This is a genomic window from Anaerostipes hominis (ex Lee et al. 2021), assembly GCF_002270485.1.
Taxonomy (GTDB): domain Bacteria; phylum Bacillota; class Clostridia; order Lachnospirales; family Lachnospiraceae; genus Anaerostipes; species Anaerostipes hominis.
This window is the reverse complement of record NZ_NQOG01000030.1, coordinates 1-26,184: the sequence shown is the minus strand read 5'-3', so window position 1 is coordinate 26,184 and position 26,184 is coordinate 1. Positions and strand designations below refer to the sequence as shown.

Annotated in this window: 25 protein-coding genes, 4 tRNA genes, 1 rRNA gene and 1 other RNA gene; 9 read left to right on the top strand and 22 right to left on the bottom strand. The window is 43.5% G+C overall.

Features of this window, described 5'->3' with window-relative positions; all coding sequences use genetic code 11:
* Positions 1 to 273: 273 nt before the first annotated feature.
* Together ffs and tadA are read right to left on the bottom strand one after the other, a co-directional pair.
* Positions 274 to 535, bottom strand: an RNA gene (gene ffs / locus CI597_RS16325) — signal recognition particle sRNA large type.
* A gap of 367 nt (positions 536 to 902) precedes the next feature.
* Positions 903 to 1,361, bottom strand: a complete 459-nt coding sequence (tadA, locus tag CI597_RS16315) for a tRNA adenosine(34) deaminase TadA (protein ID WP_024728997.1) — start codon at positions 1,359 to 1,361, stop codon at positions 903 to 905.
* A gap of 66 nt (positions 1,362 to 1,427) precedes the next feature.
* On the opposite strand from tadA, the gene CI597_RS16310 reads away from it, so the two are divergent.
* Positions 1,428 to 2,705, top strand: a complete 1,278-nt coding sequence (locus CI597_RS16310) for a DUF6128 domain-containing protein (RefSeq protein WP_024728998.1) — start codon at positions 1,428 to 1,430, stop codon at positions 2,703 to 2,705.
* Here the strand turns inward: CI597_RS16310 and rsmA are convergent.
* Both rsmA and CI597_RS16300 read right to left on the bottom strand, forming a co-directional pair.
* Complete coding sequence (gene rsmA, locus CI597_RS16305) at positions 2,702 to 3,562, bottom strand: 16S rRNA (adenine(1518)-N(6)/adenine(1519)-N(6))-dimethyltransferase RsmA (RefSeq protein ID WP_024728999.1); 861 nt, start codon at positions 3,560 to 3,562, stop codon at positions 2,702 to 2,704. The two genes, CI597_RS16310 and rsmA, sit on opposite strands and share 4 nt — an antisense overlap.
* Complete coding sequence (locus tag CI597_RS16300) at positions 3,563 to 4,336, bottom strand: TatD family hydrolase (RefSeq protein WP_024729000.1); 774 nt, start codon at positions 4,334 to 4,336, stop codon at positions 3,563 to 3,565.
* A 172-nt stretch (positions 4,337 to 4,508) separates the two neighbouring features.
* Between CI597_RS16300 and CI597_RS16295 the strand changes: the two genes are divergently transcribed.
* On the top strand, positions 4,509 to 5,903 hold the full coding sequence (locus CI597_RS16295; protein ID WP_024729001.1) for a glutamate synthase-related protein: 1,395 nt from the start codon (positions 4,509 to 4,511) through the stop codon (positions 5,901 to 5,903).
* Between the two features lie 71 nt (positions 5,904 to 5,974).
* Here the strand turns inward: CI597_RS16295 and CI597_RS16290 are convergent, their stop codons facing one another.
* The 11 genes from CI597_RS16290 to CI597_RS16240 all read right to left on the bottom strand — a co-directional run bounded on the left by CI597_RS16290 (position 5,975) and on the right by CI597_RS16240 (position 14,979).
* On the bottom strand, positions 5,975 to 6,523 hold the full coding sequence (locus CI597_RS16290; protein ID WP_024729002.1) for a cysteine hydrolase family protein: 549 nt from the start codon (positions 6,521 to 6,523) through the stop codon (positions 5,975 to 5,977).
* Positions 6,524 to 6,531: 8 nt separating this feature from the next.
* Positions 6,532 to 6,978 carry a GatB/YqeY domain-containing protein gene (locus tag CI597_RS16285; RefSeq protein WP_024729003.1) on the bottom strand — a complete coding sequence of 149 codons (447 nt, stop codon included), beginning with the start codon at positions 6,976 to 6,978 and terminating at the stop codon, positions 6,532 to 6,534.
* A gap of 31 nt (positions 6,979 to 7,009) precedes the next feature.
* A complete protein-coding gene (locus CI597_RS16280; RefSeq protein WP_024729004.1) occupies positions 7,010 to 7,612 on the bottom strand; it encodes a hypothetical protein in 603 nt (200 codons plus the stop codon).
* A 108-nt stretch (positions 7,613 to 7,720) separates the two neighbouring features.
* The gene (gene asnS, locus CI597_RS16275) at positions 7,721 to 9,106 is read right to left on the bottom strand and encodes an asparagine--tRNA ligase (protein ID WP_024729005.1); all 1,386 of its coding nucleotides are present in this window, start codon (positions 9,104 to 9,106) and stop codon (positions 7,721 to 7,723) included.
* A gap of 16 nt (positions 9,107 to 9,122) precedes the next feature.
* Positions 9,123 to 9,542: a PPC domain-containing DNA-binding protein gene (locus tag CI597_RS16270; protein WP_024729006.1), complete on the bottom strand. Its 420-nt coding sequence runs from the start codon at positions 9,540 to 9,542 to the stop codon at positions 9,123 to 9,125.
* Positions 9,543 to 9,647: 105 nt separating this feature from the next.
* Positions 9,648 to 9,926, bottom strand: a complete 279-nt coding sequence (locus CI597_RS16265; RefSeq protein WP_024729007.1) for a sugar-binding domain-containing protein — start codon at positions 9,924 to 9,926, stop codon at positions 9,648 to 9,650.
* 22 nt (positions 9,927 to 9,948) lie between these two features.
* Positions 9,949 to 10,674 (bottom strand): cupin domain-containing protein, encoded by a 726-nt coding sequence (locus CI597_RS16260; protein ID WP_024729008.1) that lies wholly within the window; start codon positions 10,672 to 10,674, stop codon positions 9,949 to 9,951.
* Positions 10,675 to 10,860: 186 nt separating this feature from the next.
* Positions 10,861 to 11,904: a glycerol-3-phosphate dehydrogenase gene (locus CI597_RS16255; protein WP_024729009.1), complete on the bottom strand. Its 1,044-nt coding sequence runs from the start codon at positions 11,902 to 11,904 to the stop codon at positions 10,861 to 10,863.
* Between the two features lie 18 nt (positions 11,905 to 11,922).
* On the bottom strand, positions 11,923 to 12,273 hold the full coding sequence (locus CI597_RS16250) for a DUF1667 domain-containing protein (RefSeq protein WP_024729010.1): 351 nt from the start codon (positions 12,271 to 12,273) through the stop codon (positions 11,923 to 11,925).
* Position 12,274: 1 nt separating this feature from the next.
* Entirely contained in the window at positions 12,275 to 13,540 is a 1,266-nt protein-coding gene (locus tag CI597_RS16245) for an NAD(P)/FAD-dependent oxidoreductase (RefSeq protein ID WP_024729011.1), read from the bottom strand.
* Entirely contained in the window at positions 13,540 to 14,979 is a 1,440-nt protein-coding gene (locus CI597_RS16240) for an NAD(P)/FAD-dependent oxidoreductase (protein WP_024729012.1), read from the bottom strand. The genes CI597_RS16245 and CI597_RS16240 overlap by 1 nt, the downstream gene beginning before the upstream one ends.
* Positions 14,980 to 15,287: 308 nt before the next feature.
* Between CI597_RS16240 and CI597_RS16235 the strand changes: the two genes are divergently transcribed.
* The 7 genes from CI597_RS16235 (at position 15,288) to CI597_RS16205 (ending at position 22,877) form a co-directional block, all read left to right on the top strand.
* Positions 15,288 to 16,382, top strand: a complete 1,095-nt coding sequence (locus CI597_RS16235; protein WP_024729013.1) for a LacI family DNA-binding transcriptional regulator — start codon at positions 15,288 to 15,290, stop codon at positions 16,380 to 16,382.
* Positions 16,383 to 16,966: 584 nt separating this feature from the next.
* On the top strand, positions 16,967 to 17,428 hold the full coding sequence (locus tag CI597_RS16230) for a PTS sugar transporter subunit IIA (protein ID WP_024729014.1): 462 nt from the start codon (positions 16,967 to 16,969) through the stop codon (positions 17,426 to 17,428).
* A 1-nt stretch (position 17,429) separates the two neighbouring features.
* The gene (locus CI597_RS16225) at positions 17,430 to 18,866 is read left to right on the top strand and encodes a PTS mannitol transporter subunit IICB (protein WP_024729015.1); all 1,437 of its coding nucleotides are present in this window, start codon (positions 17,430 to 17,432) and stop codon (positions 18,864 to 18,866) included.
* Between the two features lie 101 nt (positions 18,867 to 18,967).
* Complete coding sequence (locus CI597_RS16220; protein ID WP_024729016.1) at positions 18,968 to 20,158, top strand: mannitol dehydrogenase; 1,191 nt, start codon at positions 18,968 to 18,970, stop codon at positions 20,156 to 20,158.
* A 42-nt stretch (positions 20,159 to 20,200) separates the two neighbouring features.
* Positions 20,201 to 21,724, top strand: a complete 1,524-nt coding sequence (locus CI597_RS16215; protein WP_024729017.1) for a BglG family transcription antiterminator — start codon at positions 20,201 to 20,203, stop codon at positions 21,722 to 21,724.
* Positions 21,717 to 22,151 carry a PTS sugar transporter subunit IIA gene (locus CI597_RS16210; RefSeq protein WP_034550517.1) on the top strand — a complete coding sequence of 145 codons (435 nt, stop codon included), beginning with the start codon at positions 21,717 to 21,719 and terminating at the stop codon, positions 22,149 to 22,151. Before CI597_RS16215 ends, CI597_RS16210 begins: the two co-directional genes overlap by 8 nt.
* Before the next feature lie 45 nt (positions 22,152 to 22,196).
* The gene (locus CI597_RS16205) at positions 22,197 to 22,877 is read left to right on the top strand and encodes a transaldolase family protein (RefSeq protein ID WP_024729019.1); all 681 of its coding nucleotides are present in this window, start codon (positions 22,197 to 22,199) and stop codon (positions 22,875 to 22,877) included.
* A 61-nt stretch (positions 22,878 to 22,938) separates the two neighbouring features.
* Here the strand turns inward: CI597_RS16205 and CI597_RS16200 are convergent, their stop codons facing one another.
* The 7 genes from CI597_RS16200 to CI597_RS16170 all read right to left on the bottom strand — a co-directional run.
* Positions 22,939 to 23,925 carry a diaminopimelate dehydrogenase gene (locus CI597_RS16200; RefSeq protein ID WP_024729020.1) on the bottom strand — a complete coding sequence of 329 codons (987 nt, stop codon included), beginning with the start codon at positions 23,923 to 23,925 and terminating at the stop codon, positions 22,939 to 22,941.
* Positions 23,926 to 24,023: 98 nt separating this feature from the next.
* Complete coding sequence (locus CI597_RS16195; protein ID WP_024729021.1) at positions 24,024 to 25,373, bottom strand: MATE family efflux transporter; 1,350 nt, start codon at positions 25,371 to 25,373, stop codon at positions 24,024 to 24,026.
* A gap of 149 nt (positions 25,374 to 25,522) precedes the next feature.
* Positions 25,523 to 25,596, bottom strand: a tRNA-Met gene (locus CI597_RS16190).
* A gap of 14 nt (positions 25,597 to 25,610) precedes the next feature.
* Positions 25,611 to 25,681 (bottom strand) — tRNA-Cys (locus CI597_RS16185).
* Between the two features lie 47 nt (positions 25,682 to 25,728).
* Positions 25,729 to 25,800: transfer RNA gene (locus tag CI597_RS16180), tRNA-Glu, on the bottom strand.
* A 33-nt stretch (positions 25,801 to 25,833) separates the two neighbouring features.
* Positions 25,834 to 25,906 (bottom strand) — tRNA-Asn (locus CI597_RS16175).
* Positions 25,907 to 26,007: 101 nt separating this feature from the next.
* Positions 26,008 to 26,184 (bottom strand): 23S ribosomal RNA (locus tag CI597_RS16170); the annotation flags it as partial.

Below are 26,184 nucleotides of genomic sequence, written 5' to 3'. Positions count from 1 at the left end.
CCTACGTTCTCTTTCTGTCAGGTTAAATGTGCTGTCAGTCAACGACATTTGTTGACTATTATTTGATACAAAAGCCATGCGAATCACCTCGATATTTGATATTTATATTTTACCAAATGTTCGGATGAATTGATATATCGTGTTAAATTTTCAAGGTACAAATTTATATCAAAGGTCAATGACCTTTTGACACCCTAATCCTATGAAATAAAAACCGATTCTAAAGCTATGCCTTAAAATCGGTTTCTAAATACAAATATTCTATTTTAAAATCCGTGCGGCCTGCGTTGAACTCTCTCCACAGACGTTACCTTCACAGTTAACTCAGCCCAGGCACCCTTACGGCACATGAAAGGTTCTACTTAGTGCTGCTTCGTTCCCGACCTGACACGGTTCATAGATTCTCATTGCGTAAGACCCAAACATCAACGCCACTTATGAAGGGCAGCTCCACAGAGAAAAGCCCGAAACAGGCCATCACCTCTGCTTTAGCGGATTGCAGATACAGGGCACCGCTGCCTCCCCGGCTGCACGGAAGCTTTTTGACGTATTAAAATTATATTATGTGTGCAGATTTGATTATACTAAATATTCTTCACATTCGTCAACTTTTATTTTATTTTCTATTGTATTTTTCCCTTTCAGTACTATAATTGATAGGATAAAGGAAGGTGAGACTATGAATTATCCAATGCAGGACGGCACTACAAAGCTGCTTACAACTGAAGAATATTTTAAAATGTACTCGGATCTGTGCCCTTATCAGCCATTCCTTGACACAGTCAGGAGTCATGGCATCAACAGCTGTAAGGCCGATGTTTTTTCCTCTTTCCCTGATTATCAGGTGGTACGGAATGAATTTCAGAAATATGCCGGGACTTCATTATCCTTATCGGCAATACTTATCCCTTCTTTCTCAGCTGACGGAAAAAATCACTCATCATCCGGCTGCATTCTTCTCCGAGGACTCCCGATTCAATCTCCGCCTGATGGTTGAATTCCTCCCTTTGAAGGATATTCAGGACAGAGCCTGCACATCCCGCTTTAGGATTCATTGCCCCGATAACGACCTTTGGTATTCTCGCCTGGACTATAGCCCCCGCGCACATCTGGCACGGCTCCAGAGTGATATACATCGTACATTCTTCAAGCCGCCAGTCTCCTGTCTTTTTGCTGGCTTTCTCAATCGCTAATAACTCGGCATGGGCCAGAGTTGTTTTTCTCTTATTTCTTTGATTGTAAGCCCTGGCTATGATCTTTCCGTCCGATACTATGACACAGCCGATGGGCACGTCCCCTATAGCCGCCGCTTTCTTTGCCTGCTTTATGGCTTCTTTCATAAATTTTTCATTTTCATTCATTCTGTCTTCCTCCGGTCATATTTTTTAATCCCTCCTCATAGAATAAATCAAAAAGAGAGTATCACATTGGCTGAATATCAACGAATCGTTTCATATCTATACGAATACAGCAATGGCATGAAAGGCGAAAATGTAGGATTCGCCAAAATTGAGAAGCGTCAAAAACAGCTTCGCTTATACTTCCATGTCAAAACAAATGACGAGGCCTTAACGTACAAAATCTATTTTTACAGGTTCCGTCACGGAACCATGGAAGGCATCTTATTAGATTCCTTCCAGCGCAATGACACCATCATTGAGTTTAAGAATACTTACCCTCTGGTTGTAGATCTGGACCAGGTGGACGGCTTTTTGATCTATCACTCCAACAGCCATTTTTTTGGATCAGAGTGGGATGACAAACCGATCACTATACGAAATTTCCTGCCGACAGAAGACATGGCAGAGAAGCCGGAGGCTGTCCAGGCAGAAGAAAACATAGAACCTGAGGCTCCTGTTCTGGAAACCCAGGAACCGCCGGAACCTGCTCAGGGAGAAAGTCTTCCCGGCCCCACTCCAGCGGTTACAGAACCGCCGGAACCTGCCCCGGAAGAAAGTATACCTGAGTCCGGCCCTGTACAGAATCCTGCTCCATCAGACAAAGAAGTTCCAGAGGAAGATGAAGAAGAACCGCCGTCCAGCGCTCCTGAGCCTCCTCCGATAGAAGATCCTTTTGATGAACTTCCGCAGGAAATTCCGATTCCTGCCGGGACCCCTGAAACGGAATCCACGGTGCCCGAACCGGCGCCCGAACCGGCAGGTCAGCCTCCCCGTGTCTATGTAGAACCGGAAGTTCCGGAAACTGAACCTGTGAGCGCAGAATCATTGAATGAAGAGGAACCGTCAAAAGAAGAAACTGCCGGACAGCAGGAAGAACGTACTGCTGATCCTGATTCAAAACTGGCAGAATATATTGAAGCCCTTCAACTAGAAAAGAAAGCCAAAGAACAGGGAATGCCGAACACACCCAGTCTCTTTGACTGGAAGGAGTATCCCACCTTGCCCTTACCTCCTTCTTATAAGCTGGATCCTAGCATCAAAATCAAAGTAGATGACCTTCAGAATATTCCTCATGTGCCGGAAAATATGAAGACCAACGGATTCCTTTTGCTGAACTACGGAAATTACGGACATCTGATGTTATGTCAGCACAGACAGACAAACAGGATCTATCTGGGCGTTCCAGGCGTTTTTGACAATGAAAAAAATTTCATCGCAAAACTTTTTGGATTCAGAGATTTCTTAACCGTGCCGGAATCCTGCCAAAAGACAGGAAACTTCGGCTACTGGATTCTGGCTCTCTAGCCCTCCAGCAGGTCACTGAGCCTTGCAAACTGTTCAAGGCTCAGTGCCTCACCACGAATCGTCGGAGAAAGTTCCATTTCCCCAAGAGCTTCCACCACCTGTTCCTTAGAAAAATGAAGTGCGCTGCTGTTGTTAATTCCGTTCTGCAGTGTTTTTCTTCTCTGGTTAAAAGAAGCCCTGATAATGGAAAACATCAGCTTTTCATTTTTTACCTTTATCGGCATATCTTTATATCTTGTCAGGCGGATGACTGCGGAGCCCACTTTGGGCCGGGGCATAAAGCAGTTGGGCGGCACATTGGCTACGATATATGGTTCGGCATAAAACTGGACAGCCAGTGACAGCGCACCGTAATCTTTCGTGCCCGGCACTGCCTGCATCCTCTGTGCCACTTCCTTCTGTACCATGACCGTAAGGCTGTCCATAGGAACATTCTTTTCAAACAGTCCCATGATGATCGGCGTTGTTATATAGTACGGCAGATTTGCCACGACTTTGATCGGTCTTCCCTGATTTTTCTCCTCTGCGATCTTCCCGATGTCTACCTTCAGAATATCTTCATTCAAGACTTCCACATTGTCATATCCGGCCAGAGTTTCTTTGAGGATCGGGATCAGATTGTGATCGATCTCCACAGCCATGACCTCCCTGGCATGTTCTGAGAGATACTGGGTCATCGTGCCGATACCCGGTCCTATCTCCAGCACAAAATCGTCCTTGGTTATGTGTGCTGCGTCTATGATCTTCTGAAGCACATGACTGTCAATCAGGAAATTCTGTCCGAACTTCTTCTGAAAATCAAAGTTATATTTTTGAATGATCTCTATTGTTTTTTTTGGGCTGCTTAACTTCTCCATCTAAACCTCTTTCATCCGGTACATCATTCTGGCATTCTGATCTGTGACCTCAATAACTTCTTTCGTGCTGATCCCTTTGAGCACGGCAATCTGTTCCGCCACATAGGGCAGGTTTAATGAGGAATTTCTCTTTCCCCGGTTCGGTTCCGGTGCAAGATAAGGGCTGTCCGTCTCCAGCAAAATTCTGTCCAGCGGCACATAGGAGACAACCTCTTTTAATGTTTTGCTGTTCTTAAATGTCACAACTCCTCCAATTCCAAGATAAAATCCCATATCTAAAAACTTCTTTGCCATTTCTTTGGGGTAAGAAAAGCAGTGGACCACTCCCCCAATCTCTTCTGCGTGGGCTGCCCGCATCATATCCTCCGTATCTTTCGCGGCATCCCGGCTGTGGATTACCATCGGAAGCTTCGTTTCCCTGGCAAGCTCCATCTGTGCCTCGAACCATTTTCTCTGTACAGGACGTTCGGGTTCGTCCCAGTAATAATCCAGTCCAATCTCCCCAATGGCAAGAATTTTGGGATTTGACGCATATCCTTTAAGCTCGTCCAGATCCTCTGTCTTCATCTCACCGGTTTCCGACGGATGAACCCCCACCGCGCCATAAAGAAACGGATACTTTTCTGCGGCTTTTACCGTCCACCTTGATGTTTCCATATTAGAACCAACGTTTACGATCGTACCAATTCCATTCTTCTCCATAGAATCCAGCAGTTCTTCGCGGTCTTTGTCAAACTGCTCATCGTCGTAATGAGCATGAGTTTCAAAAATCATATTCTTTCCTCCAAAAATTGTTTTGACTCTGATACAATTTCTCATTCATATGGTATAATAAGAATAATTTTTATTTCATTGCAAGGCTGTATCTGTGAGCAAAAAATCTTTTGACCCCAAATTTATAACATAAGACAATATTTTTTATTATAACACGAATCGGAGGTTTTTTATGAGTATTTTTAAATGCAGTATCTGCGGCTACGTCTACGACGAAGAAGCCGAATCAATTCCCTTTACTTTGCTGGGAGCTGACTATACATGTCCGGTCTGCAAGGCATCAAAAGATAAATTTGAGCCCACGGAATTCAAAAGAACTCCTGCTCCCGCAAAGGACAATCCCCTGGCTTACCCCGATGCCTTTGCAAAGTCCGGTTCAAATGAATTTCCTCAGATGGATGCCATACATCAGATGGCTCTTACGGGTTCGTCTGTAGTTGATGCCATGGGCACCTTAAAGCCCATTATATCCTGGGATGATATTTTGATTATGGGCGCCCAGCTGAACCCGGCACCATTAAATGCGGGCGATCCTGTAGACACCAAAACAGTTATCGGTAAGAAGGCTAAAAAGCCAATGGAACTATATCACCCCATCTATGTATCCCATATGTCTTTCGGAGCCTTGTCCAAAGAGTTAAAAACCGCACTTGCCAAGGGCAGCGCTATGTCCAAGACCGCCATGTGCAGCGGCGAAGGAGGAATCCTTCCCGAAGAACGTCAGGCAGCCTACAAGTACATATTTGAATATGTTCCGAACCTGTACAGTGTCACAGAAGAAAACCTCCGCAGCGCAGACGCCATAGAGATTAAGATCGGACAGGGAACCAAGCCCGGCATGGGCGGGCACCTGCCCGGAGACAAAGTTACCCCGGAGATTGCAAAGATCAGAAATAAGCCTTTAGGCCAGGACGTGATCAGCCCCTCCAAATTTCCGAATCTTAATTCCAAAGAGGATTTAAAAACAATGGTGGAATGGCTGAAAGATGTCTCCGGAGGAAGGCCTGTGGGCGTAAAGATCGCAGCCGGGCATATAGAACAGGACCTTGAATGGATCGCATATGCCGATGCCGACTTTGTCACCATAGACGGGCGGGGCGGGGCCACAGGTGCCAGTCCCCGGACATTAAAAGACAACACTTCCATCCCTACGATCTTTGCGCTGTCCAGGGCCAGAAAATATCTGGACCGCCATCACCTTTCCATGGATCTGGTTATCACCGGAGGACTCAGGCTTCCGGGGGATTTTACAAAAGCACTCGCCATGGGTGCAGATGCCGTAGCGATCGCTTCTGCTGCTCTTGTAGCCGCTGCCTGCCAGCAGTACCGGATCTGCAATACAGGACAATGTCCGGTCGGTGTTGCCACCCAGGATAAAGAATTGAGAAAACGCCTTCATGTTGACCATTCGGCCAAACGTCTCTGTAATTATCTGAATGTGTGCAGGTCTGAGCTGGAAATGTTCGGACGCATTACCGGTCATGCAAATATCCATGATCTGAGTGTTTCAGATCTCAGGACAACCAACAGGGAGATATCAGAGTATACGGACATTGAACATGTATAAGTTTTTGACATTTTCTTAGATAAAAATGTATACCCACAGGGAACACCGTTCTTTCTGTGGGTATATTTTATTTAAATCTCTTTCTGAGTCTGTATGTCCACCTGACACATCTTCATTGCATTCAGGGCATTGTCATGGCTTTCTTTTGTCACTCCTGCGCAAAGGTCCGCGTGGACGATCAATTTTGCTTCCGGAAGGGCTGCCTTTACCATGAGTGCATTGGAGATCACACAGATATCGGTGCACAGGCCGATGAATTGGATTTCTGCGTCCTTTCCCTCATATCTCTGTTTCAGCAGTTCGCACAGTTCAATGGAACCAAACGTATCTTTCCGACAGAAGTCCATCACTTCTGCCTCTGTCTCAGAGATGGCATCCATGATATCAGGATGCAGTGCCCATCCTTCTTCTCCCAGGATGCAATGGGGAACGGGCAGATTTTTACCTTCCTGTGTGCTGAGATAATCTTTGGAGTGGGTATCTAATGTTCCGTATATACTGCCTTTAAACTCTCTTATCTTCTCTGCTGCTGCCTCAACGATCTCCCTGGCCTCTTTGGTCCCCAGGGCGCCGTCTATGAAGTCATTCTGCATATCAACGACCACTAAAATATGTTCCATACAGCCTCCTATCCAATCCTTGCAGCCACAAGCTGATTGACCAGTTTGCCATCGGCTTTTCCCTTCACTTTCGGCATAAGGCTTTTCATGATCTTACCCTTGTCTTTTGCACCTGGAGCCTCGATCCCGAGTTCTGTGAGCACCACATCAATCTCAGCATTGATCTGTTCCTCACTCATCTCTTCGGGAGCAAATTCTTTAATGACCGCAAGGCGTATATTACATTCCTCAATAATGTCTGTGCGCTCTGCCGGACAGGATTCCAGAGTTTCTTTCGTCTGCTTCATCTCTTTTGCAATAATTGTATTTTCTTCCGCCTCCGTGAGTTCTTCTCTTTTATCAATCTGTGCATTTTTTAATGCGCTTAACACCATGGACAAAGCTTCTTTTCTTGCTTTATCCTTATTTTTCATGGCTGCTACCATTTCTTTTCTGATTTCTTCAATCTTGCTCATAATGTCCTCCTGATTTTTTGTTTTTATTCTATCATATAATCCAGGAGAAATCACTTCCTTCTACCGTTTCTTCCTCTGTACAGATAAGCCAACAGTCTCCGTACCTTCGCATTTCCTTGTATGGTTTCTCAAGTTTCGGAAATCCTTTGCTTAAAAATGCATGTACATACAGCGGTTCTTTTTCTTTTTTTTCAACGACCGTGTCTGCCGTTATATAAACGGTTCCCGTATCCAGTTTATTGCCCTTACGTCCCATAACCTTCATCTGTTCATATACATCGATACCCTCTGTCATAAACAAAAACAGTTTGAGTGGATGGACCCAGATACAGGTGTCGGATTCCACAACCATGTCACAGGGAATATTTCTTCCCTCTATATAATCCCTCAGTCTGTGCAGATCTTTGATCTCTTCTTTTGTTTCTCCTTTAATGATTCCCATTCCTCCGAGCTCCGTCATGTCCGCGATGCTTTTCTCTTCCATGATCATCACAGATTTGCCCTGCTCTTTTTGAAAATGAGCCTCCACTGCATTCTGAAGGGATGCCTCCAGATACAATATATCGACTTGCTTATCTGTTTTCAAAATCGGGTAATATGGAAACTCTATTTTTTCCTGCCATAAGGAATGCATCAAACCACCTCTTTTTTTATAGCATATGTATTTTGGCTTATTCTATACAAAAAAATGGAAGCACTGAACCACTTCCATTTTTCTGACAAATAAGTATACATAACATTTTTAAAACTCACATTTCCCCGCAGTCCTCGGAAACGGTATCACATCTCGGATATTTGCCATTCCCGTCACGTACATGACCATCCGCTCGAATCCAAGCCCGAAACCTGAGTGTCTGGCAGAACCGTATTTTCTTAAATCCAAATAAAAATCATAGTCAGATAGATTCATTTTAAGTTCTTCCATTCTCATTCGCAGTTTATCCAGATCATCTTCTCTCTGGCTGCCCCCGATGATCTCCCCGATCCCCGGCACCAAAAGATCCACTGCCGCCACCGTCTTTCCATCCGGATTCTGTTTCATATAAAATGCCTTAATCTCCTTCGGATAGTCTGTCACAAATACAGGCTTCTTAAATACTTTCTCCGTCAGATACCGCTCATGCTCTGTCTGTAAATCTGTTCCCCAGGATACCGGATATTGAAACTTATCATTGTGCTCCTTCAAAATATCAATGGCCTCTGTATAGGTAACCCTTGCAAATTCTGACTCCGCCACATGACGCAGGCGATCCAGCAGACCTTTGTCCACAAATTTATTGAAAAACTCCATTTCTTCCGGAGCTTGTTCCAGTACATATTTAATAATATATTTGATCATTTTTTCCGCCAACAGCATATTGTCTTTCAGATCCGCAAAGGCCATTTCCGGTTCGATCATCCAAAATTCCGCCGCATGCCTTGTAGTATTGGATTCCTCCGCCCGAAATGTCGGTCCAAAAGTATAGATATTTCGGAAAGCCTGGGCAAAGACTTCTCCATTTAGCTGTCCGCTGACTGTGAGACTGGTTTCTCTCTCAAAAAAATCCTCCCTGTAATCCAGCTTTTTGCCCTGGGAAAGTTCCTCCAGGTCAAGCGTTGTCACCTGAAACATTTCCCCGGCACCCTCACAGTCCTGTCCTGAAATTATCGGTGTGTGCACATAAACAAAATCTCTCTCCATAAAAAACTTATGGATGGCGTAGGCGATCAGAGAACGGACTCTGTACACCGCCTGAAATGTGTTGGCCCTCGGCCTTAAATGGGCGATCGTTCTCAGATATTCAAACGAATGCCGTTTCTTCTGAAGCGGATAATCAGACGGAGATTCACCCTCCACTTCTACGGACTCTGCCTGTATCTCAAACGGCTGTCTGGCATCCGGTGTCTCTGTGAGAATCCCCTTCACGATCACCGCAGTCCCGACAGACAGCTTCTTCACCTCGGTAAAATTCGAAAGTTCTTTGCCGTACACGATCTGGATCGGTTCAAAAAAAGTCCCGTCATTGATCACGAGAAACCCAAAGTCCCTGGAGTCCCGGTTGCTTCTGACCCATCCGCACAGACTCAGTTTCTCCTGACTGTACTCTTTATACTGTTTATAAACCTGTCTCCCTGTTAATATTTGCAATTTTCTGCTTCTCCTCTTAAAATTTGAATAAATTCAATCCAATCTCACCGCTGTATTCCCGGTCCACAGTTCCTTCTATCTCTGTAAGCACCAATTCTCCGGTAGCGCTGATACAGGCTTCTGTGAGATGTCCTCCACGGACTTCTCCTGCTTCATTGGCGACACTGATATGGAAGTGTAAATAGGTTTCCCCATTCATGCAGGAAACATTACCGCTAAGTGAAACAATCTCCATATCTTCCTCATAAGTCTTACTTACATACTTCTTTTCTTTTGTCTTAAATAAACCTGCGGTTACTTTATTTACAGCCCCGATACCTGACAGAGAGCCCAGCTTTACATTTTCTTTTTCACATAAATCTTTGATTGATGATACAACCTCTTCTCCTTTTTCCAGCCTTATGACATATTGCTTTCCAAACTTACGGTATTCCATATGAATCCCTCCTCATATTCATGGTTTCAACGAGCAGTGTCTTTCATTATTATAGAACCAGTACAGCGATCTTTCAAGTAATGGTATATTCCGAAAATTTTCTGATCAGAGAAACCTGGAATGCAGCTGAAGGCCGGCGGCACCGCAGTGGCTTGCAAAATACTCACATACCGTATTTGCCTGAATATCCCATAACTCCTTATCAACACCGCCGCACAGCGGGACAAAAGTCACATGTTCCAAAGGAATCGAGGATGTGAATTTCATTGCTGTTTCTCTTGCCATTCGTCCGCCGGAAACTGCCGCATATTTCACATTGGGCAGCCTTCGTGCAAGATACTTTCCTGCCTGGAGTGCTGTACATTCTTCCTCTGTGCTTCCCATAACCTGTTCCTTTCACTGAGCCTTACACATATTCAATATTAAAAGTTTTATTCGATATCTGCAGACACTTCAAATCTTCATATTCGGTTGCTCCGTGAGCCGTCACATATCCTTCCGGATACCAGACAAAAGTTCCCGGTCCATAAAGCTCATCTCCGGTCTGTAACTGTCCCTCCAGAACAAAAAAGCCATGGCCTGCCGTATGTCTGTGATTTATAGTCGTAAATCCCGCGGGATAATTCATATAATTAATCTGCATACCTGTCTCATTATCCAATAATAAAGCCTTTTTTCCAAATATTTTCCCTGTGGTTGTCGTCTGCCGGTAAAACCACGGCATCCGGTTTACATCTGTCACCTTTTTCTCAAGGGAATTTTGACTCTGTTCTCCCTCCTCAAGATATTCGATGGAAAATGCTTTGTTGGAGATCAGCAGACACTTCAGATCTTCATATTCTGTCGCTCCATGTGCAGCTGCGATTCCTTCCGGATACCATACAAAGGTCCCGGGCCCATAAAGTTCACCGTCCGTCTCCAGCTGCCCCTCCAGCACATAGATTCCATGAGAAGTTGGATGTCTGTGAAGCACCGTTGTAAATCCTTTCGGATAATGCATATAATCAATTACCATTTCTGTCTCTTCATCCAGATGCAGACTCTTTTTCCCAAAAACCTTCCCTGTTCTGCTGTTGGCCCGGTAAAACCACGCCATTCTCCCCAAATCCTTCACCGTTGTTTTCAACTCCATAACAAACTCCTTTCCAATGAGTTTTCCTGCTGCTGTCTTTACAGTAACTTGATTTTACCGTTTCGTCAATTATGTTATGCCTCTTGTGTCATTTGACACACTTGGAAGTGTTTTATTCTTATATAGCTGTAGCAAAAAGGGCAAAGCCGTAAAAATGGCTTTGCCCCTTAATAAATAAGATTGTTTTTATTCTTTAATCATCGTAAAGTCTTCCCAAGGAATATTGACCTCAGCACTTTCATTGATGATAGAATCAACATGCATCAGAAGTGGGAACTCATCCAGTGAAACGATTCCGCGTTCCGCAAGTTTTCTTACGGCACGTGCAGTTCTCGTTGCAATGACGATGGATTCCAGAGTCACACCCTGTAATTCTTCCATAGCATCATCGAAGCTTAATCCGCGTCCGAGAAGTGTTCCGATCTTCCTTGTTCTTCCGCCGAAAACCGTCACATACAGATCCCCTGCGCCGTGAATAATATTTTCCGGGCCTCCGCCGATCAGTTCTAAGAGTCTTGTCATTTCTTTTACGCTCTGTCCGAACAATGCAGCCTGGGAATTGTAGTGCTGGATACCGATCTTTCCTTCCATTTTTTCAGAAAGCCCGACAGCCAGAGTAACACCAAGTGCATATGCATTCTTCATGGCCACGGCACACTCCACACCTACTACGTCCTTAGAAAGAGTGATGTGATAGTAGTCTGTTGCCAGAAGCTCTTTGAACATTTTGAGAGTTTCCATGTTCTTTCCACAGAAAGCCACATGGCTGTGGTCGTGGTCTGCCAATTCATAGCTGGTACACGGACCGCCGATGGCATTGAGGTCAAGATGCTTTCCTTCCGGCTGGCGTTCCTCAAAGATCATCGGATATGGAACCAGGGTTCCGTCATCCAGATCCACCATGCCTTTTGTCACAGAGAGGAGCGGTACATTATCAGGAATCACCGGAAGAATCTCATCACAGAACCAGTCTAAGCCAAAGCTGCTGACACCGCAGAGCGCTGCGTCTGCTCCGTCCAGAGCCTCTTCTAATTCTTCAATCTGATAATATTTGATCCCGTCGTGCAGGGTCCTTTTTAAAGTGATATGGAAATTGTCTTTCTTTAATCCGTCAATAATGTCCCGATCCAGCGGGGAACCAACCAAGCGGACCTCGTGTCCGTTTTCCATCGCCGGAAATGTAATTGCTGATGCCATCTGTCCTGCACAAATAAATGTAATAACGCTCATGTTTTCCTCCTATAATGCTTATGCTGTTACTTTCTTTGTTGCCACAATATCTACTCCCAGTCCAAGAACATCTTTAATGATCACATCGCCCACATTCACCGGGGCCTTGGCTGTCACTTTGGTCAGCTCATCCATGATATCATAAATCTTCCCTTTCGGAATGTCTCCGTTTGTTTTCACAGGGACTCTTCTCGCTGTCTCTGCCTCAACCCTTACGGTAGACGTGATGACTCTGGTAGGATTGACTAATTCTTTTTCCCCGTATACGGCGCCTCTCGGACATCCGTTCCCGGTTACTTTATATCCGTTTTCTTCATCGACTTTTAAGTGACATCCTTTCGGACAAACAATACAAATTAAATCTGTCATGTTAAGCACCTACCTTTTCTACAGACACAGTGATCTCGCCGTTTTTCACCTTATCTAAAAACGCCTTTGGTATCACGATTTTTTCCATCTCCCCCGGAGCCATATGTTCCCGTTTAAAGGAAGCCAGCTCTTCTCCGCCGGAAGTCACCTTGATCGCCACATCGCGGTATACGTTGCGCACACGGAACATCACTTCCACCATCTTATCCACATTGGCAGGACGTATCTTCTGCGGCACCGTATATCCTACACAGTCTCCGTTTTTCAGCTCAATATATGTCTGGTCTTCAGCCTCTCCGTTCTTTACATACTCTGCTGCACTTCTTCCCGCCTTCTGGCTCTCCGCAGTTACAAAGTCTACCAGATCATGGACATGCACAACATTGCCGCTTGCAAAGATGCCTTCTGCGGATGTCTCCATGTTTTCAAATACGACCGGTCCGTTTGTTCTCGGGTCCATAGTGATTCCTGCTGCCCTTGTCAGTTCATTTTCAGGGATCAGGCCTACGGATAAAAGAACGGTGTCTACGTCAAATATGATCTCTGTTCCCGGAATCGGCTGGTTCTTCTCATCCACTTTCTGTACGGTAACCTGCTCCACTCTCTTATCCCCTTTGATATCCGTGATCGTGTGGGATAAATACAGAGGAATATCGTAATCTTCCAGACACTGCACGATGTTTCTTGTAAGTCCGTTGGAATATGGACAGAGTTCAACGCATCCCACAACCTTTGCGCCCTCTAAACTCATACGCCTTGCCATGATCAGACCGATATCTCCGGACCCTAAGATCAGGACTTTTTTTCCTACCATGTAGCCTTCAATGTTGACATATCTCTGAGCCGCACCCGCAGTGAAGACTCCGGCTGGACGGTCTCCCGGGATTGCAATGGCTCCCCTGGTCCTCTCCCGGCAGCCCATGTTTAAGATCAGAGCTTTTCCTTCCAGTACCATATAGCCGTTTTTCTTGTTCATGGCATGAACGCATTTTTTCTCTTCATCCACATCCAAAACCATGGTGTCCAGCATCACTTCAATATTTGTCTTGGCTAACATTTCAATAAATTTATTTGCATACTCCGGTCCGGTCAATTCTTCTTTGAAATAATGAAGCCCGAATCCATTGTGAATACACTGATTTAAGATTCCGCCTAATTCCTGGTCACGTTCTACCACTAAGATTTTATCGGCACCATTTTTGCTCGCTTCCACTGCTGCCGCAAGGCCTGCTGGTCCTCCTCCGACTACGATCACATCATATTTCATTATCTGGCACCTCCTGTTTTTGTTTCTCCTGTAATAATGTTCATTCCCACACGGTCCTGCGGAACGTCTTCCAGTGGAATGTTTAATTCTCTTGAGATGATCTCCTGCACTCTCGGGCCGCAGAAACCACCCTGGCATCTTCCCATGCCTGCGTTGCATCTTCTCTTGACTGCATCAATGGATGTGGCAGGGATCGGGCGGTGGATCGCGTCCACAATCTCCCCTTCCGTCACTGTCTCACAGCGGCAGATAATTTTTCCGTACAATGGATTTTCTTTAATCAGCGCAGCTCTCTCTTCATCACTCAGCTTCTTAAAACGATTTACTTTTCTCTCGTCCTTGATTTCTTTTTTTGCTTCCAGACAAAGTCCTGACTCTTCCATCATCTTTAACAGGTCAACTGCGATTGCCGGTGCGGAAGAAAGTCCCGGAGAAGCCATTCCTGAAATATTAAAGAAGCCTTTGTTTTCTTCATCTTCAAAAATGAAGAAGTCATCCTCTTTTGTTCTTGCACGGACTCCCGCGAAATTTCTGATGGATTCTCTGAAGTTAATTCCAGGCACGGATTTTAAGGCAGTATTTCTTACAAAGCTTAATCCGTCTGTTGAGGTTGACACATCGTCTCCGTCCGTTGGCTGTGAATTCGGCCCGACAATCAGATTTCCGTGTACGGTAGGCGATACGAGCACACCTTTTCCGTATTTATTCGGGCACTGGAAGATCACATGGTTTACAAGTTCTCCCTGGCTTTTATCCAATAAGTAATACTCACCTTTATTTGGCTTGATGGTAAAGGATTTTTTATTCGTATATTCGTTTACTTTGTCGGCGTTGACTCCTGCCGCATTGCAGATATATTTTGCCTCAACGGTTCCGTTGTTGGTTTTAATTTCATAAGAATCATTGTTCTTTTTAATGTCCGTGACCTCGGTGTTCAGCTTAAATTCAACACCATTTAAGGCAGCCATCTCTCCGAGAGCGATTGCCAGTTCCCACGGACTGATGATTCCTACATTCGGGGAAAATAAAGCTTTGATAGCTTTCTCAGAAATATTCGGTTCTTCTTTTCTTAAGGTTTCCTGATCCCATATCTCCATATCCGGAACACCATTTTTCTCTCCACGCTGTTTTAACTCTTCTAATGTTTTTTCCTCCTTTTCTTCAAAGGCAACAATCAGGGCTCCGATCTGCTTAAATGGAACGTCCAGCTTTTTACACAGCTCTTTTATGTACTGATTTCCTCTGATATTATATTTTGCCATCAGAGATCCCGGTATCGGGTCATATCCTCCATGGATGATGGCACTGTTTGCTTTTGTTGTGCCGACAGCCACATCGTTTTCTTTTTCAATGACCACTGCATTTACATTATACTTTCCTAATTCATATGCGATGGAACATCCTGTAATCCCCGCACCTATAATTGCTACATCATACACTGTTCTTATCCTCCTTCGACTGAGTCCCTGTTTGTCTTACTGCCCTTATCTAATCATAATAATTTGGCCCTGTCAAACGTATGAAACCGCCATTTTATGCGGCTTTCACCTACTTTTGATTAATCATAAAACATTGATTAACAGGCCTTTTCTCCTTTTATTTTTTTCAGATCAGATACTTTCCCCTGTTTTCCTTGTGTTTGTTATTAATCATTAGTATAATATTAATAATCAATAAAAAGTTTCAATTAGTAATTTTTATTAATCAAAATAAATCGAAGATATTTCTACTTGACAGGAGGCTCATTATGGGAAAGAGAAATAAAGTCACAACAAGGGATATTGCTGAGTACACAGGACTCTCCCAGTCCAGTGTTTCTATGATTTTAAGCAGCAAGCCTCACGTTTCTTTTTCAAAGGAGACGGTGGATAAGGTAAAAGCCGCAGCCAAAGAACTGGGCTATAAGAAACCGGAGAAAAATGCGTTAAAAAAAGCATCCGCACTCTCTAAAACAATCATCGTTATCTGCCCTATTCTCTCTAATGGCTACTACTCCATGCTGATCCATTCCATCACAGAACGCGCCAGGGAATATGACTACACCGTATTTTCCGTATCCACGATCCGGGATGTGTCTCAGGAGGAGTATTACATAAAGATGCTTTCAAACTTTGACCTGAGCGGCATCATTTTTTTGTATCCTCCGTCTTCTAAGATTTCAGAGATCAATGCTCTGTCCAAGTCGGTGCCTATGGTCTCCATCGGTGACAAACCTGAGGGCTCCCGATTTGATTCGGTTGAACTGGACAGCAAAAAGCCCGGGTTCATACTCGGTGAATATCTGATCTCTCTCGGTCACACCCATGTATCTTTTGTTTCGGCACCAATCAAACAAAAAGAAATCGGAAGGCTTCACAGATTGGAAGGGTTGAAAAACAGTTTTAAGGCATACAACCTTGATTTGAATAATATCGAGGTTCTTTCCTCTAAGTTCTCTACTTATTCCAGATATACACCGGACAATTCCGAATACTTAAATGGTTATGATCTGGTTTCAAAGGCCTTGGAGAATCACACGAAATCCACTGCTTTTGTTGGGAACAACGATATGACTGCGTTCGGGATCATGTCTGCCATCACTGATCACGGCTATAAAATACCGGGAGACTTTTCAGTCTGCGGATTTGATAACATTCCCCTTTCCGGGATGCCTCAGATCTCTCTTACAACCATTGAGCACGCAGCCGCTTTTAAAGGGAAGGAAGCCGTAGATATTATTTATAAGAAGAATACACAAAAAGACGGGATTTCAAAGCATCATTATATTATGAGGCTGGAATATGAACCGGAACTGATTGTCCGAAATTCCACGGGAAAGGCAAAAAACAGGGAATGCTTTTGACACATTCCCTGTTTTTTTATCATCTCTAATAATTCTTACTTTTTTAAATTCTGAATAATTTTTACGATTGCCACTATTGTTACTAATACAAGAAGGCAAGAAAGAATCATTGCCGGCATAATTGAAATACCCAATTTGTGTCCCTCCTTTAGAATTATATAATATCCAATTGCTTAAGAATGTTTATAGTATTTTTTTACTGTTCCATTCTGATTACACATTTTTAATTCTTGGTGACTGGTCTAATATTTTAATAAATGGTTATGTTTTTTCTTTTACTTTACATTTTTATTCTATAAAAAACAGTTTAGGTAAATTTTAAAAAATATATTTTTTGATATTATACCCTCTTCAACATCTTTTTACAAGTCACTCTTCGTATACTGTATTCTTAGCAACGCAAACAATGTTTTCTTCTGTCATCGTTTCAAAACAAAATTATGTCACAACCTCCGATGAAAAAGATAGCATTAGTCTGTATTTACATCCATACAAATCATAAGCTATGATAAATACAGATAAACGTTTACAGCAAACAGCAGCCGCCCGGGAACTGGCTGCTGTCCAACAAAGGAGAGGTGAGCATGGCCGGCAAACTTCTTGATGATGAATTCTTAAACAACATTGCATGGGGACTTCCAAGTACAGCAAAGAAAGATGCGATCCGCATTGCAGGCAGACTTCTTGTATCCAACCGATATGTGAATCCCGGATATGAAGACAGCATGCTCGAACGTGAACTTGAGCATAATACATATTTAGGGTTCGGCGTTGCCATACCTCATGGGTATGAAACTTCTCTGGATCAGGTATTAAAATCCGGAATCTGCATTGCACACTTTCCTGACACCATTGATTACAACGGAGAAAGTGTAACCTATGTGATAGGAATTGCATGTAAAGAAGAAGACACCATACAGGAACTTATGCAGATTACTGATATCCTCTGCAAACCGGAGGAATGTGAAAAACTATTATCTGCCGCATCAAAAGAAGAATTCATCAGGATTATCAATGAGAATTATCTAAAAGAAGGAGAGTTATAGTATGGAACATGAAAAAACAACATTCTCCCAGAAGCTTCAAAAATTCGGAGCATTTCTGGCCGGAATGGTTATCCCAAATATCGGCGCATTCATTGGATTCGGTTTGATCACCGCATTCTTCCTTGAAACAGGCTGGACACCAAATGCAAAGCTTGCAAATTTAATCAGCCCGATCCTTAATTCACTGCTTCCTATCCTGATCGGTCACACCGGAGGTAAGATGGTCGGAGGAGACCGCGGAGGAGTCATTGGTGCATTGGTAACTGTCGGTGCCATCGTAGCAGTGCCGGGAACCCCGATGTTCCTCGCAGCCATGATCTTAGGACCTGCATCCGGATGGTGCATTAAAAAGTTTGATGCTGCCGTAGACGGAAAAATCCCCGGCGGTTTTGAAATGATCGTCAACAACTTCTCTTTAGGTATCATCGGCGGTATTCTCTGCTGTGTAGCTTACCTTGTATTCGGCCCTGTCATGGATACCGTGACTCAGGTACTCACAAACGGAGTAAACTGGATTGTAACTCACAATGTACTTCCTTTGTCTGCAATTTTTGTAGAACCTGCAAAAGTACTATTCTTAAATAACGCTTTAGACCACGGTATTTTTGGACCGATCGGTTACGAGCAGGTTAAAACTTTAGGACATTCAGCACTGTTTTTATTAGTTCCTAACCCGGGAACCGGACTCGGACTCCTGCTTGCTTACTGGTTCTTCGGAAAAGGCGAGATGAAAGAAGCCGCTCCCGGAATGATTCTTATTCATTTCTTCGGCGGTATCCATGAAGTTTATTTCCCATATGTATTAGCCAATCCTCTCACAATCATCGGTATGATCGCCGGCGGTATCGCAGGTACCGGTACATTTACGCTTATGAATGTGGGAACCGTTGCAACACCTTCTCCGGGCAGTATCTTCTCAGTCCTTGCACTGTCGCCCAAGAGTTCTATGATCGGTGTCATCGCAGGTGTGGCAATCTCCTGTGCGGTATCTTTTGTGATCAACGCCTTCTTTGTAAAACGAATGGTGGCAAAAGGAAAGGGAGAAGCTTCTTTAGGTCCTTCTGTCATTCCAAAAGAAGCCATGGGCTCCAGTACTTCCAATACATCTGATGCCGTGACAAACGATTCTTCTCTCGGTGTTGCAGGCTTAGATCTTACAAATGTAAATAAGATTGTCGTTGCCTGTGATGCGGGTATGGGCTCCAGTGCAATGTCTGCTGCAGCATTAAAGAAAAAAGTAAAAGCGGCTGACCTCCCTGTTGAAGTCATCAACACTGCGATCTCCAAGATTCCGGATGACACAGATTTAGTGATCACACACAAAGAGCTGACAGGTACTGCAAAAGCAGCTCAGCCTAAAAAGCAGCACTTATCCATTACCAACTATCTTCAGGCTCCGGAATACGATGAACTTGTAGAACGTTTAAAAAACCGTTAAACTGAGTACTCTTGGTACAATCCGAATAATAAGCATAGCAATTGGAACGGGCGTTTCCTTCTGGGGAATGCCCTGTTCCGGTATTTTGGGAGGGAATTCAAATGAAAGCAGTTATGTATGGGGCAGGCAATATCGGACGGGGATTTATCGGTGCCCTGCTCTCACAGACCGGCTATGAAGTCGTATTTGTCGATGTAAATGACGACGTTATAAATGCCATTAACAGAGATAAAACCTATCCCCAGGAGATTGTGGGAAAAAACGGGAAAACTGTCTGGATTCAAAACATACGGGCCGTTGACGGAAAAGATGCTTCCGCTGTCAGTGATGAAATAGCATCTGCAAACCTTCTGGCTACTTCCGTGGGTGTCACTGTCCTCGAAAAAATCATTCCGGTCATCTGTGAGGGACTCACCAGACGCTGGGACAAAGATCCCGCCAACACACTGGATCTTCTGATCTGCGAAAATTTAATGGATGCCGATGAATTTTTATATGAAAAAATCAAAGACATGCTGCCCGCCAGACATAAAAAAACCTTGGATGAAAGCCTTGGACTTGTAGAAACTTCCATTGGCCGCATGGTGCCTGTGATGACAGAAGCTATGAAAAAAGGTGATCCGCTCCGGATCTGTGTGGAAGATTATGATTATCTTCCGGTTGACCGGGCTGCCTTTAAAGGGCCAATTCCTGACTATAAAAAAATAGTGCCTTTCAGCCCGTTTTCTTTTTATCTGGAACGAAAGCTGTACATCCATAACATGGCCCATGCTGTTACTGCATTTCTTGGAAAAATAAAAGGATATACATATATTGACGAAAGTATTGGTGATATCTATATACGAAAGCTGGTGGAAGGTGCTATGATAGAAAGTGCCATGATGATCTCAAAAAGGTATCATGTAGAATTTTCTGAGCTGAAAGCTCATATAGACAATCTGCTGTTCCGCTTCCAAAACCCTTATCTCCACGATACCGTGGAACGTGTAGGAAGGGAACCGATCAGAAAGTTAAAGCCGAAGGACCGTTTGGTAGGAGCACTGCGCGGCTGCGAACAGGAAGGCGTTCTCCCTGTTTATCTGTCTTTTTCCACAGCAGCTGCCCTATATAGTATAGCGGATGCTTCCGCTCACGAGCTTTTAAACGAGACATGCCAAATATCATCCGATGAACCCTGCGGCAACTATATTATGGCATTTTATGAACAGTTGAAAAATTCACCCAAAGATTTTGCATCCATTTTAAAAATGATTGACAGACAATACAATGAAATCAGAGGGCTCGTTGTTTAAATTCAATGATCGATTTTATCAGAGAGGAAGATAGGTGAAGATATGGTTATTTCTGACCGCGCAAAAGAAATTATCGAATATCTGCTGGATGCAACCGGTTATGTGAGGGTTTCAGAGATTGCAAAGGAACTGGGCGTCACAGAACGTACCGTTTACCGCGAAATGCCCGAAATAAATGACATCATGGAATCCTGTGATTTAAAGCTGGAATCTCAGTCCGGCAGGGGAATGCAGATCTATGGTTCCCTGTATAATATGAAACGGCTGGAGTATCTCTTTGAGGAGTCCAAGGTGGAACAGACTTATACCGCAAAAGAACGGAATGATCTGATACTTCTCATCCTTCTCCACGAGAATGATTATGTAAAGACTCAGTCACTGGCCATCGATCTGAAAACGTCTACGCAGACGATCAGAAACAGTCTGCACCAGCTGCAGAATTTCCTTGAAAATGATGATATTACCTTGATTACAAAACGAAGTGAAGGTGTTATACTAGAAGGGAAAGAAATATCAAAACGTCACCTGTTGATCAGCATAATTCTGAGAAATATTCCTCTGGATAATTTCTTTGACTGGATGAAAAACAAAAAATACAAAAGCTGTGCATTCATCAATCTCCTGATTCAATGGGATTATGAAGACACATTATCTGTCATCTATGATTTTCTGAATCCACTTATTTCAAAAAAGAGACTCAATGTATCCGATAAAGAATTCCAGGAGTTTTTGTTCCTCCTGTGTATTTTTATCAAAAGGCATTCTCTTGTAGATGAAAAGGAGGACGAGTTAAGGCTCTCCGTGGATATACCAAATCCTGAGCTGGAACTTTACAAAAGTATCAAACACCTGCTGGAACATAAGTTTCATATTAAGCTCTATGATACAGAGCTTAACTACTTCAACTGGATGATCAACCTATATACAGGACGCACTCACTACCATGTTGCAAATGATTCCAGCATTTTAAAACAGCTGGATCTGGTCACCCAGCTGATCGCCAGAGTAGAGGAACGGTTTGGTTTCCCATACAGCGAAGATGAGAACCTTGCCGAGAATCTTATGCTTCACATCAATATGGCCCTGGAACGGATCAGAAGCGGCATGAATGTATCCAATCCTCTCAATGACGATATTTATCAGTCCCATCCAAAGCTTTATGATATTGTGAGGCAGAGTTTTATAGAAGTTTTTAAACACACCTCCGTACCGGTGCCGGATGATGAAATAGGGTATATCGTCATCTACTTTATTGCATCGATGGAGTATCTGACCAAACAGTCCATTGAAGTCCTGGTCGTCTGTGCCTCAGGCATGGGTTCATCCAAGATGTTAAGAAGCCGTCTGGAGCGGGAATTTGCAGAGATCGACGTAGAGAAGATTATTTCTCTCCATAAACTCTCCGATGAAGACCTGTCTCGCTATGACCTGATTATTTCCACAGTACCGCTGGATTTAGGCGACGATAAGTACATCTGTGTATCCCCGCTGCTCAACGACAGGGACAAGGAAGAAACCAGAAAACGCATCAAACACCTCAATAAAAAAGGAGAACATCATGAATAAGATTTTCAACGCAGACAACATTGTTTTAAACAAACGCCTCCGGAATAAGGAAGACGCTATTGACGTGGCGGGTAAAGTTCTGGTGGAACAGGGCTATGTGGATCCAAAATATGTAGAATGTATGCACAAGAGAGAAGAAGTCATCTCTACCTACATCGGCAATAACGTAGCCATCCCTCATGGTATCGACGGTTCCGAAAAATACATAAAAGAATCCGGTATATCCTTTATTCAGGTACCGGAAGGGGTGAAATACGGCGATGACACCGTATATATCGTTATGGGTGTTGCAGGCAAAGACGGAACCCACCTGGATATCCTTATGAAGCTCTCTGAAGTAATCTGTGAAGAAGAAAATATCAAAAATTTAAAAGAAGCACAGACAAAAGAAGAAATCCTGGACATCATCGGAGACTTGACCGTTTAATTCAATCATTTAAGCCAGCTATAAATTACAAAAAGGAGATATATTATGTTAATTTTAATTGACGACGCAGACTTAACAAAAATCGAGGAACTCTATGCAATATATCCTTATGATGGAGTCACTACCAATCCCACGATCTTGGGCAAGACCGGAAATCCTGATCCTATGGACCAGTTAAAGAAGATCCGTGCTCTGATCCCGGAAGAAGCGATGCTTCATGCACAGGTGCTTTCAACAGAGACCGATGATATGGTAAAAGAAGCAAAACATATGGTTGATGCCATCGGCGGCAACATGTACATTAAAGTACCCGTAACTGCAAACGGATTAAAAGCGATTTCTATCCTGAGCAAAGAGGGAATTAACGTAACCGCAACCGCTATTTACGGTGTAATGCCTGCATTCATGGCTGCGAAAGCAGGAGCTAAGTTCCTCGCCCCTTATGTAAACCGCCTGGATAACTTAGGATACAATGGTGTGCAGATTTCAAAAGATATTCATACCATGGTCAGGGCTGCAGGATATGATGCGGAAGTCCTCGGTGCATCTTTCAAAAACTCTCAGCAGGTTCTTGAAATGGGCAAATTCGGTATCGGATCTGTCACAGTCAATCCGGATACCTTGAAAACCCTCGCATTCAACCAGGTTGCTGAAGGTGCCGTAAAAGACTTCATCCGCGACTTTGAAAACTGCTGCGGTGAAGGAAAGACTATGCTTGATTTCTAAAAAACGTTACAAAAAAACTCCGGAGTTCATGTTTTGCTCCGGAGTTTTTTTATTTATCTTATTATAATAATTCTTTGCGCAGTTCTTCTCCTGTTTTCGCACTGAGGTATGCAGGCGCAATATCAAATACAGTTTTGCATCCTGTCTGTCCTTCTTTGGCAAGTCTGTAAGCGGCCCTTGCATATGCCGCAATAACACTGGATGTAAACTCAGGATTAGAATCCAGCTTCAAACTATATTCAATCAGATGCTTATTTTCGTTTTCCCATCCGGTCTTTCCGCTTCTCAAAACGAATCCTCCGTGAGGAATGCTGCTGTGATCTCTTTTTAATTCTTCTTCACTTATAAAATGCACGGTTGTATCGTAGTCTGCAAAATAATTCGGCATATTTTTGATCTCTGACTCTATCATTGACGCATCTGCCCCTTCTTCCAGCACGACAAAACATTCTCTCGTATGTTTCTCACGGGTTGTAAGTTCAGGGTCCTCTCCGTTTCTTACTGCTTCCAGTGCTGTATCTACGGGAATTGTATACTGCTTTCCGTCTTTTACTCCATCTATCCGGCGGATTGCATCCGAATGGCCCTGACTTACTCCTCTGCCCCAAAATGTATAGTCCTTTCCGTCTGGAAGGATCGCATTAGCATACATTCTGTTTAAAGAAAACATTCCTGGGTCCCATCCCACGGAAATAATGCCTACGTTTCCTCCTTCTTTCGCAGCTTTATCAACATTAGCGAAATGCTCCGGAATTCTTGCATGTGTATCAAAACTGTCCACAACATTGAATATAGAGGCATATTCCGGCGTCTGTACAGGAAGGTCTGTGGCGCTTCCGCCGCACAGGATCATTACATCTATTTTATCCTTCCAGTCTGCCGCATCCGCCACATTGCACACTACCGCCGACTCTGTAAGAATCGTTACATCTTGTGGGTTCCTTCTTGTAAAAACTGCAGCAAGTTCCATATCCGGATTCTGACGGACTGCACATTCCACTCCGCGTCCGAGATTTCCATAACCTAAAATACCTATACGTATACTCATATTTTTTCTCCTGTCTGTTTTTTTTCTTTTTTGATTATACTTGCTTGAATGGAATTCTGCAAGAATAAAACGTTCTGTAATTCATATTTTTTCCTGCTCTACACAGGGTCATTCGAAAATTCTACCGGATATCTTCTATATAAACAGATACTTATGAATACAGTTATCGTTTCCGCAGCTAAAAAAGACCACCAGATTCCTTTCATACCAATAAAATATGAAAGAATCCACATAAATGGCAGCAGAAGTATCAGCTGCCTCAGTATATTAATGATCAGACTGAATCCAACTCTCCTGGTTGACTGCATAAACGATGCAGCCATTGTGGCCGCCGCGGCAAATACATAACTTGTACACATAATTTTTAATGCGGGCACTCCAAATGTCATCATTTCATCGGATGCATTGAAAATCCTTAAAATCTGTTCCGGAAATGTCCAAAACAGAATAATGCTGATGCCTGTAAGGCCAATTCCTATTCCTGTTCCATATTTAAATGCCTGACGAAGCCTTGGCATATTTTTTGCACCATAGTTATAACTCATAATCGGAATACATCCTTGTACAAGACCATTTAAAGTCATAATGACAACTTGCTGCAATTTAAAATATGCCCCGAAAAATGCTACCCCAGTCGTGGAATATACAACAAGAAATATATTTGTAAAGTAAATCATAAATGCTCCCAGGGCATTCATGATAAAGGATGGAAATCCGATCACAAAAATTTCTTTTATCATCTGGAAATCAATATGAAAACCTCTTATTTTTAGCCTGACCTTTTGCTTTCGGAAAATAAGTACAATAAAGGCTAAAATCATGGAAAGCGTATACCCGCATACAGTTGACACAGCGGCCCCTTCGATGCCCATTTTAGGAAAATTGAAATAGCCAAATATAAGAATCGGGTCAAGTATAAAGTTCAGGACAACTCCCGCGATCTGAAACCACATGGGACCGATCATATTCCCTGTTCCCTGAAGAATCTTTTGAATACAAATATGTACCATACTGGATACTTCCAAAAAAGCACAGATTCTCATGTAGCGGACAGCTAAATGATATATTTCCGGATCGTCTGTAAAAGATGAAAAAAAAGGTTTTGTTATCACAAGCACAGCACCGGTAACGATGATTCCCATAACAGCTGAAAGCAATATACCATTTGTGACAACACTATTTGCCCTGTCCTGATTCTTTTGCCCAAGATTATCTGCGATTAGTACATTAACGCCGACACCGATCCATATGGACATCGCAATCATCAGGGTTGTGATTGGAAATGCCAGAGACACGGCAGTCAGTTCCTTTTCTCCAATCCATGAGACAAACATACAGTCTACAAAATTATATGTATACTGCATAAACATGGATATGAGCGGAGGTACTGCCATGGATACGATCAACGGAAACATCGGTCGGGTCTCCATCTTGTTCTTATGATTCATAATCCCTCCTTTAAATAAAGTACAAAGTTAGAAAGCCCACCTCTTCTCCCCAACCCCTCACTTTTTGAAATGCTTGACAACTTTTCGTGCCCAGATGCCTTAAAATATAAAAAAGCCGGATATCTTTCGATATCCAGACTGTCTTAGAGTTGCGGGGGCCGGATTTGAACCAACGACCTTCGGGTTATGAGCCCGACGAGCTACCAGACTGCTCCACCCCGCGTTATTAAAGTAAAAAGGCGCCAACCAGATTTGAACTGGTGATCAGGGAGTTGCAGTCCCATGCCTTACCACTTGGCTATGGCGCCATATAATATAGTATATGCAAACGTATCTAATTTATGATACGAAAAAATGACTCCAACGGGATTTGAACCCGTGTTACCGCCGTGAAAGGGCGGTGTCTTAACCACTTGACCATGGAGCCTTGTTTCTTTGACCGCTTCACGGTCTTTTTGACCTCCCCGAGCTGGGCTCGAACCAGCGACAACACGGTTAACAGCCGTGCGCTCTACCAACTGAGCTATCGAGGATCATTTCTTTTTATTCTTTCTCTTTTTTCCTTCGATTATTCCTCTGATGTACCTTCAAAACTACATACAGAACCTTTCATCAAACATCTTCCTTACCTTCTTTGGTTAAAGCCTCGACCGATTAGTAACAGTCAGCTCCATACGTTGCCGTACTTCCACCTCTGCCCTATCTACCTCGTCGTCTTCAAGGGGTCTTACTAGATTACTCTATGGGAAATCTTATCTTTAGGGGGGCTTCACGCTTAGATGCCTTCAGCGTTTATCCCTTCCAGACTTGG